Source organism: Chitinophaga sp. SYP-B3965, assembly GCF_009647655.1.
In the GTDB taxonomy this organism is placed as follows: domain Bacteria; phylum Bacteroidota; class Bacteroidia; order Chitinophagales; family Chitinophagaceae; genus Chitinophaga.
The window spans coordinates 77,489-89,067 of record NZ_WJFD01000008.1 but is presented as its reverse complement, the minus strand read 5'-3'; the positions used below and the strand labels follow the sequence as shown (position 1 = coordinate 89,067).

Sequence of the window (11,579 nt, the reverse complement as noted above, 5' to 3'; positions counted from 1 at the left end):
AACCCCGGAGTATATGCCCCAAGTTCTATCATGAGCATAGCAACCGCTATGTTTACTTACAATAAATAATTTTTAGATTGATAAACCTCCCCTGCTGCATGCACAGCATGGTCAAAATGCCTTATAGGAATATGCTGCTAATATAACGGGCGCAGGCTTCAGCTTGTGCCTTTCCTTTTAACAGGGGGAGCCGGTTCAGAAGAGCCGGCTTTTTATTTCGGGCAGATTCGTTATTTTACATGAAGTGACAGCGATTTTCCTATTTTTCAAAAGACCCAAGCTCACCCATGCCGGATGCCTATGAACAGGGTGAAGATCTGACCAGTTCCTGGCACTTTGTGTTACAGGGAGATGCAAGAGCATATGCGGGCATCCACGGTCAATTGCATCCGGTATTATACCGGTACGCGCTCGCCATGCTTGGAAATGAGGATGTTGCGCAGGATGCGGTACAGGAAGTATTTATCCGTATATGGTATAAAAAAGAGTCCATCGGCCTGCTCCAGAACGTGCGGGCTTTTTTCTTCACGGCCCTTCGCCGTCAGGCACTCAATCAGTTACGCGGTTTACGTTCCCTTCAGATATTACCTCCCAGTGAGCCGGACATTGAATTTTCTCCTGAGGACATTCTCATTGAACAAGAGCATGTTGCGGAACGGCAGTCGCGGATCAGCCAGTACCTCAATCAGTTACCCCGCCGGCAGAAAGAAGTGATCTATTTACGCTTTTATGAAGAGCTTTCTTATACAGAAATAGCGGAGATCATGAAAGTGAATTACCAGTCCGTGATCAATTTAGCCCACAAGGCCCTTACCCAGCTGAGGGGTATGATGGGCCAAATCCCTCTGTGGTGGCTGTTCCTTCATTTATTTTAAAAAAAGTTTCGAGAAAAGGAGTATCCCGGAACCTCTTTGCGTGTCTTCTAAGAAAACACGTTATGGAAGATCCATCCGTACCGCAAGATCCAGGTAGTTCCCCTATTCGCTTCCGGCGGAAAGAGATACCCGAAGAAAAAACAAAAGAAAGCTGGCAGCACATCGAATCAGAAATTTCCAGGAAAAAGACCGGGAAGGTGAGGCGTATTGCTTTAAGGGTGTTGGCTGCTGCTGTTTTATTGCCGTTACTGGGATATGCTTCTTATAATATCTATTGCTCCATCATTTCCAATAGTATGAAATCATATCATACTACTTATGGAGAGATCAAACAAGTAGTACTACCGGATAGTTCCATCGTCTACCTTAATGCTAACTCTACCTTGCGCATACCCGTAGAATGGGATCCGGCGGAAAGCCGCGGTGTATGGCTGGATGGGGAAGCTTACTTTGAGATCACGAAAAAGCCGGGTGCGGGTAATGCGCAGTTCATTGTGCATACGAATGAAATTGATGTAGCGGTATTGGGTACAAAGTTTAATGTGAATATGCTGGGAGAACGTACCACGGTTTCCCTGAAAGAAGGAAAGGTGCAGCTGACAGCTAAAGTGGCTATCACAGAAGGTGATAAGGTATTTATGATGAAACCGGGAGATGAAGTGCAGGTAGAAAAACATTTATCGCGGCTGAAGGAATCTGTGAATACAGAACTGATCGCGGACTGGCGGAATCATCGTTACCATTTTGAGAATACATCTATTGCAGAGATAACATCCATGATCTTTACAAAATTCGGGTATAAAGTGGTGGTCTTAAACGACGAGATCAACCACAAGAAAATAAGCGGAGATCTTTATGCAGAGGATATCACGCAACTTTCACGGGCATTGTCCATCACCATGAACATTCAGATTGAAACAAAGGACGATCAATTGGTGTTTAAGAATTTAGAATAACCTAACAATAAACAAAACGCGGCAAACTAAATCGGGATTTAACAGCTTGTAACAAAGACTGAAGGCCCAAAGTGTATCTACCAAAATCGTAAAACCCAACTTTAATATTCCATTTTATGAAAGCTAAACTATTGTTGCGAAGCGCCTTGCTGGTTGCGGTATCAACAGCCTCTTTAAGCTGGTCTGTGTCAGGCCCATGGCAAGAACTGGCCGTTATCCGCAAACCTAACATTCCCTGGCAGCAACCCTCGTCCACGTCTGAAAAGATCAGGGAGAAGACCCTGGTACAGTTATTAAAAGAGATTCATAAAGAATACAAAATTGATCTGCTTTATGAAGCGAAGAAGTTACCCAATGTAAAAGTGAATTTTTCTCCTGCAGGTTTTAACAATGTGGAAGAAATGCTCAAAGCCCTGTTAACTCCTCATGGCTTGCAGGCACAAGCTGTTCAGCCCAATACCTGGGCTATCATTCCGTTACCTGATGATAAAGCGCCGCGCCCAAAGTTGCCCAGCCCCGCAAAGCAGGACAACACTAACGGTGATGAGAGCACGAATACGATGCCCATGATGAAACTCAATGGCGCTTCTGCCATGATGATCAGTGGGGTAACGGCAGATACGGTGCGAAAAGTAAAAGTAACCGGCCGTATTACAGATGCAGAGAACGGAGCACCTTTACCGGGTGTATCTGTTCAGGTAAAAGGGGAAGTGCGGGGCGCCCAGGCTGATGGAGATGGTAAATATTCGCTGGAAGTTTCTACCGGTAAAACACTCATTTTTTCTTTGCTCGGTTATGAAGGAAAAGAAGTGACCATCACAGGGGACCGATCCATTGATGTAACCCTGGATGTGAGCAACCGTGCATTGAATGAAGTGGTGGTAGTAGGTTATGGCACACAACGTAAAAGTTTGGTGACCGGTGCTATCTCTTCTGTGAGAGCAGCAGATATTGCTTCTGTTTCTTCCAGCAGAATTGAACAGGCTTTACAGGGAAGAACTGCAGGCGTAACGGTTTTACCGGTTTCCGGTTCTCCGGGAAGTGGTATGCGTGTACGGATCCGTGGTACAGGTTCCAACGGTTCTTCAGAACCTTTATATATTATTGATGGTATGCGTGCCGGTGGCATTGAATACCTCGACCCTTCAGAGATATCTTCCATGGAAGTGTTGAAGGACGCAGCTTCCGCAGCTATCTATGGTGCGGAAGGAGCAAACGGTGTAGTGATCATTACCACAAAATCAGGTGCCAAAGACGGTACCACCAGAGTTGATTACAGCATGCAGTACGGCCGGCAATCCATTAAGAACCCAATGAAGATGATGAATGCAGAGCAATACACACAGTACGTAAAAGATGCCGGAACACCCGGCACCATTCCTGATCCGGCTGAATGGAAAGGGAAAACAGGTACCGTGTGGTTTGATGAAATTGCACAGACCGCTCCTTTACAACGGCATGCATTGACCATCAGCGGTGGTTCTGAAAAATCATCTTTCCTGATCGGCGGAACGTTGTTCCGGCAGGATGGTGTGATTGGCGGAGACCGTGCCCGTTTTGACCGTTATACCGTGCGCATTAATACAGATCATAAGGTAAAACCCTGGTTAACTGTGGGCAACCGTCTTTCCTATTCTTATCATAAAAGGAAAGGCGTAACGGAGGATGATGAATTTGGCGCTGTGATCAGCAATGCCATTTTGTTGGATCCCTTAATGCCCACAGTTTTTACAGGCGCTTTGAGCACAAGGGCGCAGAATGCACTGAACGCAGGTTTTAACCTGGTGAAAGATCCGCTGGGCCGTTATTACGGTGTGTCTGATTATGTGTTTGGAGAAGCGGGCAATCCGTTAGCGCAAATGGCTACTACCCAAAACTTTACCGCACAACATAAGATCGTTGGTAGTCTTTATTTGGATGCAGAACTGCTGAAAGGTTTGAAAGCTACTTCGCGCTTTGGGCTGGATGCTGCTTTCCAGCGGAATCACGGATGGAATCCTACTTTCTGGTTCTCTGCAGAAAGAATGAATACAGTGGCCGGGTCTTTCGATAATAACGAGAACTGGTACAACTGGCAGTGGGAAAACTATCTCACTTATAATAAGAAAATAAATCAACATGATTTCACTTTGATGGTGGGTATGAGTTCCCTGAAACGTGGGTACGATCGTTTGGAAGGAACTGCTTCCGGTATGTTCAAGGAAAGGGACAATTTCAGTTATCCTGATTTTATGCCGGATAACCAGGACCGCATTGAAGGAACGCAAACATCTACTACGATGGTTTCTTACTACGGCCGTTTGCTGTACGATTACAAAGGCAAGTATCTTTTTAATGCTACCCTGCGGAGGGATGGTTCTTCTCTGCTGCCTCCTGGTAATACATGGGGTACCTTCCCTTCTGTATCTGCAGGATGGATCGCATCCAATGAAGCTTTCTTCCCCAATATGCAGCTTAATTACCTGAAACTGCGTGCCAGCTGGGGTAAGAACGGTAGTATCTCTAATATTAACATTGGCGACTGGCAGGCTCTCATCACTACACAGAACATCAGTTATCCTGATGTGAACAATGATTTCTTTGTAGGCGCAGAGCCGGCTAACCTGGAAAATAAAAACCTGAAATGGGAAGCGAGTGAACAGTTTGATATTGGTGCAGACATGGGTTTCTTCGATAACCGCCTGAGCTTTACTGTCGATTATTATAATAAGATCACAAGAGGTTTGCTTACACCTGGTAGTGCACCTAATGTTGTGGGTAATGTACTCAGGATCGTGAATGGTGGTACGGTTTCCAACAAGGGTGTGGAATTTGAAGTGTCCTATCGCAACGATCAGAAGAATGCATTCACTTATGAAATAGGGGCTAACCTTACTACTATTAAAAATGAAGTAACAAGTTCCAATGAGTTCGTGGATCGTATTGCAGGATCTGGTGTTGGTGTGGGTTGGACGGCCTCCTGGTTTGAAAAGGGCTTACCTATCTGGTATTTCCGCGGATATAAAACAGCAGGTATTTTCCAGAACCAGAAAATGATAGATGACTACCTGGCTAAAACTACGATGACGGTGAATCCTAAACCGGGTGATCCTATTATTGTAGATACAGATGGCGATGGTGTGATCTCTAATAGTGATCATACAAATATCGGCAGCCCGCATCCTGATGTGATCTTCGGTGGTCGTGTGAACCTTGCCTACAAAGGATTTGACCTGCTGGTGTTTGTACAGGGGCAAATAGGGAATGAGATCCTGATGGGTTTCAACCGGGTGGACAGGCCAACGGGTAACCGTCCGGAGTTTTTCTACAAAGACCGGTGGACAGGAGAAGGCAGTACCAATACATGGTTTGCACCCAATACCAGCAGCGAGTTTGTGTATAACAGCGACTTCATGTTATTTGATGGTTCGTATACCCGGATCCGTCAGTTACAGATCGGTTATACTTTGCCGGAATCCTTCATGAAACGTGTGAAGATCCGCAATGCGAGGATCTATGCTTCGCTGGATAATTATTTCACTTTTACGAAGTACAAAGGTATGGACCCTGAAGCCGGCAGTGAGGATAATAACAGCCTGGGTATAGACAGAGGGGTATATCCAATTCCCCGTACCGCATTGGTGGGCCTTTCATTTAGTTTCTAAACCTGCAATCCAATTACAATGAAGAACTTCCTTATTCGATATACATTCCTTGGCATCACTGCAATGTTCTTAGGCAGCGGTTGTGCAAAAAGTTTCCTGGACCAGGAAATACCGGGCCGGTCTCCGGAAGAAGAATTTTACCAAACAGACGGTGACGCTTTGGCTGCCACGTTTGCTGCCTATGATTTTTTACAGGCAGATTATAACTGGGGATGGGCCAGCATATTACTGGTGAAAACTTTCCCTTCAGATGAAAGTAATGCAGGTGGCAGTGGTCCTGCTGATCAGCCATCTTACCAGGCATTGGACAACTTTACTTTTGAATCACAGAATGAAGCAGTTCTCTGGACGTGGCGGGTTTGTTACTTTGGGGCTTATCGTTCCAACCAGGTGATCAACCGGGTGAAGGGAGAAACTGATCTGCAGAAACGCCTCATTGCAGAGTGTAAAGTGTTACGTGCACACTTCTATTTTGACCTGGTGGGTTTATGGGGTGATGTACCTTTAATTCTTAAAGACCTCACACCAGCGGAATACAGCAAAATACCACGTGCCAAGAAAGCAGATGTATATGCACAGATGACGAAAGATCTGCTGGAAGCTATTCCGTTATTGCCCCTGAAATCTGCTTACCCGGCGCATGAACGTCATCGTGTGAGCAAAGGAACGGCACAGGCTTTATTGGGAAAGATCTATCTGTATCAGCAAAAGTGGCCGGAAGCGGCTGCGGCTTTTAATGATGTGATCGCTTCTCATGAATATGACCTGGAACCTGATTTTGCGAAAGTATTTTCCGAAGCCGGAGAGTTTGGTATGGAAAGTGTTTTTGAAGTACCGTTCACTTCCCGCAAAGGATTTGACTGGGGGAATTTCCCCTGGGATACTTACCGCCTGATAGAAAACAATATCCATGTGCAACTGCAAGGACCCCGCAGTGATTTCTATACAAAAGCACCGAATGATTCTTTGAATGCAGGCTGGGGGTTCAATCTGCCTAAGCCTAAATTATATAATGCATACGTAGCAGCAGGAGATGTGAAAAGGAGGATGAATACGGTGATGTCTGTGGGAGAATTAGTAGCAAACGGTGGAGGATGGACAGCACCAACAGCCTGGGATTATGAAGGATTTTTCCAGCGTAAGTATGGTTCTTTTGAAGGGGAAACCCGTTCTGATGGAGGGGCTGTTCCTGATCTGAACTATGGTAACAACATCCGGCTGATCCGTTATGCGGATGTTTTGCTGATGGCAGCAGAGGCTTATTACAGAGCAGGTAATGAAGGTCGTGCCAGGGAAGAGTTGAAAAAAGTAAGACTGCGTGCCGGGCTTGGAGAGATCACGGCCACCGGGGATGCATTGTTCAATGCTATTGTAAATGAACGTTTCCTGGAGTTAGCGTTTGAGGGTTTCCGTTATATGGACCTGGTACGTTGGGGGAAAGCAGAGGCTGAGCTGGGGCCTTTAGGTTATAAGGCGAATAAACATGAGTTGTTGCCTATTCCAAATGAAGATGTGCGGATCGGGAATATTGAACAGAATAAAGGGTACAATTAAGTATTTATTGATAAAAGCGATATATCAAAAGTAGATGTTAGGAAAAAGGGCCGCCTGTTCAGGCAGCCCTTTTGTATTAGGGTTGTAGGGTAGGTTGGTGGTCTTTGATCTTACTGTTCATCGCGAACGTTCTCGATGAAGTTGATCAGGCTACCCAATAATGGTTTCGAAGTTTTTTCCATTTCCTTTTCGCTGCCTTTCAGCAGGAAGGAGGGAAAGGGTTGATGAAGGATATATTCATCATTGTTAGCCGTTTTGATGAACACCAGATTAGGGTCGTGCTCCTTCTGTTCCTGCTGTATGGCCGCAGTCATTTCCGTTTCGGGATGGGGCTGTGGTTGTGTATGTGTTGCAGATACACGAAGCATTTCACCATGGCCGGTGATCAGCCATCGGAGGTTGAGCTCTTCGAAATGTTTTGCAATGTCTTCCAGTATATCCACACTGGGTTTTGCTCCTGGTACCCGGAATAGCCGGGCTACTTTTTCACAACTACTGTATTGCAGGATCCTGGTGAATGCAGTTGTAGTTAATCCTTTGTGTTGTAAAAAACTTTTCAGTCTCTTGGCGATTGGTTCCATAACTCAAATTGACTTACTCATTGAAGAGTCTAAATCTATGGGGAGAGGGTGAAGCCGGGTATAAAATTTTTTTCTTCTTGTATTCACCCTCCGAAATCGGAAAAACACTCTTATGTATTATAACAAACAAAATTCGCAACAGGCCGGCCTTTCATCGTCCAGCCCCAAATCGCCAAAATCGCTAGTGCAGCCTTCTATAAGGCAGCATTTATTCTTTCTGAATCATTACTCCGGGAATTGTTTTTGTAACGAATGATATGTGCGGTATTGCCGGATCTAAATAAGTCTCATGTCTAATGTATGCATATACCGGAGGGTGAATTCTTTCACCCTCTTTTTGATTTAAGTACCTGGTATGGCTGCATTATGATATATGTTTTTTTGAGTAAACTGAACCCCTTGATCTAGAAACTTGAGTAAAACTGGGATCCGAGCCCTCTGATAGCAGAGGGCTTTTTGCTTTTTGGGAGTTTGCCGCGGTGGAAAGGGCGGGGTTAATTATTTTTTGTGGGAGGTGTTTTGTTGTTTGGGGTAGTTTTTAATTTTTTTAGGAAGTGGTTATTTGCTGTTGGGGTGGTTTCGATTGCAGAGGATTTTTGCTGAGAGTTTGCCGCGCTGCAAAGGGCGGAGATTATTTCTTTTAGAGGAGAGGTTCGATTGCAGGGGTGTTTTTTTCTTTTTTAGAGGAGGGTTTCGATTGCAAGATTGTTTTTAATTTTTTTAGGAAGTGGTTTTTGTTCTGGGTGGTTTTGATGGCATAGGTTTTTTGTTGAGAGTTTGCCGCGTTGAAAAGGGCGGTTTATTTCTTTTTTATGAGGAAGCGTTTTGTTGTTTGGGAGTGGTTTTTAATTTTTTTAGGAAGTATTCTTTGGGTTCTTTGAGAAGGAGGCTTTTATAACAAGTAAAACAAGAAAGCTTCTTTATTGCTTTGCATATCGAATGGATACCCTATGTCGAGCCTATGTCAAGAGAGGAAATGCCTGGTTTTCAATAAAAAACCGTTTCAGAATGGATCTGAAACGGCCGCTTTTATACGGTTGATCAAAGGAGCTGATTCTTATCTGCTAAATGTATAACAACAATAACAAAACAAACTCAAGTGGGAGATATATTTGTTGAGTTAAAGTGTGATTATTTCCCATATAAATGGCCGGATATAATGGACAATATGACGATTTGATGGATCATCTTACGATGGTTGCAAACATGTTGGCTTTTTCGTATTTTACCTTACCTTGATAAGCACGTCTAACATGTATTATTCTACCACGTTCCGGATATTGTCCAGCATCGGGGCTATTCTCCTTGCAGGAATATTGACCATTGGTTGCGGGAAACGCAAGCCCGTTGATTACAGCACAGAAGTAAAGCCCATTCTTAATAAACATTGCATCAGCTGCCATGGAGGCGTTAAGCAGAACGGCGGTTTCAGTGTGCTCTTCAGGGAAGAAGCTTTAGGCAATACCAAAAGCGGCCATCCTGCCATTATCCCCGGAGATGCCAAACGGAGTGAATTTATTCGCCGGCTCCACAGCAGAGACCCTAAAGAACGGATGCCTTATAAATCTGCCCCCCTGGATAAATCAGAGATCGAGATCCTCACCCGCTGGGTAGAGGAAGGTGCGCAATGGGGAGAGCACTGGGCTTATGTTCCTCCGGAAAAACCAACAGATACAGCTGCTAATATTGACTACTATATTAATGCCAAATTAGAAGAAGAAGGACTGAAGGCAGCTCCTGAAGCAGATAAATTAACTCTTTTACGTCGTGTTAGTCTTGATCTTACGGGATTACCTCCTACCACTGCCATGATGGAATCTTTCATGAAAGACAGTAGTGCCACGGCTTATGAAAAAGTGGTGGACAGTTTGCTGGCCTCCCCTCATTACGGAGAACGCTGGGCAGCCATGTGGTTAGACCTTGCCCGTTTTGCAGATTCCAAAGGATATGAAAAAGATGCACAGCGGGAAATATGGCGGTACCGGGATTGGGTGATCGATGCATTTAATAATGACATGCCCTATGATCAGTTCACCATTGAACAAATTGGTGGCGATCTTTTACCGGAACCCACGGATGCACAAATGACGGCTACAGCTTTCCATCGCAATACTATGAATAATGATGAAGGGGGTACAGTAGATGAAGAATTCCGTACGGCTGCCATCATCGACCGGGTGAATACTACCATGGAAGTTTTCCAGGGAACTACCATTGCCTGTGTGCAATGTCATAGTCATCCTTATGATCCTTTCCGTTTTGAAGATTATTATAAGCTGATGTCTTTCCTCAATAATACAAGAGACGAAGACACACCGGGTGAATATCCTGTACTGCGGTTGTATGACAGTATTGGAAAGAAACAAGTGGATACGGTAACTGCCTGGATCAGCCAGCATGGCAATACCGCGGCGAAGAAAGAAATGAATGAATTCCTGCGCACACTGGAACCAAAGATCCATGCGCATGATTGTGATGAATTCTTAAACGGTAACCTGGCGGATACAAAATATTTAGGCATCCGGAATGGCGGAAGCTGCCGGTTGAAGAATGCTCCTTTAAATGGGCGTACGCATCTCTACATGTACTACTGGACTGGCAATAAGGGTAGTTCTGTCGAAATACATATTGATAGTCTTAATGGCCCTGTAATTGCGAAGCAGGCCATGCCGGATCCGGAAGGTACCAATGTGCTGGATATTCCTATTCCTGCCATTGAAGGAAGGCATCATCTCTATTTTGTTTTCAAAAATAGCACCATCAAACCTGAGCAAACGGTGTGCAGTGTAGAATGGATGGCTTTGCGTGGAGACCTGCCAGGGAAGAACGATCCAGGGTATAATCAAATGGAAAAAGCTTACTGGAGAGTGGTGAATGCACATCCGGAAAGTGTGCCGGTGATGGTGGAAAATCCTACAGAGATGTTCCGCGAAACACGAACTTTTGAAAGAGGTAACTGGCTGGTGAAAGGTGTTTTAGTAAAACCTGATGTTCCGAAATCATTAAATCCTTTTCCTGCCAATGCACCAAGAAACAGATTGGGATTGGGTCAGTGGCTGGCCAGCAAGCAAAATCCGCTGACGGCACGTGTGATGGTGAATCGTTTATGGGAACAATTATTTGGAACCGGGATCGTGGAAACACAGGAGGATTTTGGCTCCCAGGGTTTCCTGCCTTCTCATCCTCAGCTGTTGGATCATCTCGCTTATCAATTTATGAATAAACACGAGTGGCGGATGAAAGCAACATTGAAAGAAATGGTGCTGTCTGCTGCTTACCGTCGTGATTCCCGCAGTAATGCTGAGTTGCAACAAAAAGATCCGGCTAACAGATTGTTTGCACGTGGGCCTCGTTTCCGCTTAACAGCGGAACAGGTGAGGGACCAGGTATTGGCGGTGAGTGGTTTGCTGAGTGAAAAAATGCATGGAAAGAGTGTGATGCCTTATCAGCCGGAAGGTATCTGGCAGGCGGTATATAATGGTCAGCGCTGGAAACTGAGTGAAGATGGTGATCAATATAGAAGAGGCGTGTATACCTATATCAGGAGAACGAGTCCTTATCCTTCTATTGTTACGTTTGATGGTTCCAGCAGGGAAGTGTGTACACAACGCAGGATTCGTACCAATACGCCTTTACAGGCATTGGTGACTTTAAATGATCCGGTGTATGTGGAAGCAGCACGTAATCTTGCTTTATCGATGCGATCAACGGGTAAGGACCAGAAAGCATGGATCAGCGCGGGTTATAAAACGGCGATGTATAAAGAGATCACACCAGCTAAACTGGCCATCCTTACCAAATTATATACAGAGGCGTACGATAAGTTTAAGGAAGACCCGGCGGCAGCATCGTCTTTAGCCAATTGCAAAGACAATATGCCGGCTGTGGGAGAACTGGCTGCGTTAACGGTGGTGGCCAATGCGATCATGAACCTGGATGAATTTTTATCAAAATCTTAATTGTCTCCAT

Annotated in this window: 6 protein-coding genes; 5 read left to right on the top strand and 1 reads right to left on the bottom strand. The window is 44.9% G+C overall.

Translation table 11 applies throughout. The features are described 5' to 3' along the window. Positions 1–287: 287 nt before the first annotated feature. The 4 genes from GFS24_RS27930 to GFS24_RS27915 all read left to right on the top strand — a co-directional run bounded on the left by GFS24_RS27930 (position 288) and on the right by GFS24_RS27915 (position 7,029). The gene (locus tag GFS24_RS27930) at positions 288–875 is read left to right on the top strand and encodes an RNA polymerase sigma factor (protein WP_153665636.1); all 588 of its coding nucleotides are present in this window, start codon (positions 288–290) and stop codon (positions 873–875) included. 62 nt (positions 876–937) lie between these two features. Next, on the top strand, positions 938–1,831 hold the full coding sequence (locus tag GFS24_RS27925; protein WP_153665634.1) for a FecR family protein: 894 nt from the start codon (positions 938–940) through the stop codon (positions 1,829–1,831). Positions 1,832–1,947: 116 nt separating this feature from the next. Further along, the gene (locus GFS24_RS27920) at positions 1,948–5,475 is read left to right on the top strand and encodes a TonB-dependent receptor (protein ID WP_216647575.1); all 3,528 of its coding nucleotides are present in this window, start codon (positions 1,948–1,950) and stop codon (positions 5,473–5,475) included. An 18-nt stretch (positions 5,476–5,493) separates the two neighbouring features. Next, positions 5,494–7,029: a RagB/SusD family nutrient uptake outer membrane protein gene (locus tag GFS24_RS27915; protein ID WP_153665632.1), complete on the top strand. Its 1,536-nt coding sequence runs from the start codon at positions 5,494–5,496 to the stop codon at positions 7,027–7,029. Between the two features lie 110 nt (positions 7,030–7,139). Here the strand turns inward: GFS24_RS27915 and GFS24_RS27910 are convergent, their stop codons facing one another. After that, on the bottom strand, positions 7,140–7,610 hold the full coding sequence (locus GFS24_RS27910; RefSeq protein WP_153665630.1) for a hypothetical protein: 471 nt from the start codon (positions 7,608–7,610) through the stop codon (positions 7,140–7,142). A 1,253-nt stretch (positions 7,611–8,863) separates the two neighbouring features. Between GFS24_RS27910 and GFS24_RS27905 the strand changes: the two genes are divergently transcribed. Further along, positions 8,864–11,569, top strand: a complete 2,706-nt coding sequence (locus tag GFS24_RS27905; protein ID WP_153665628.1) for a DUF1553 domain-containing protein — start codon at positions 8,864–8,866, stop codon at positions 11,567–11,569. The last annotated feature ends 10 nt before the right edge of the window (positions 11,570–11,579 follow it).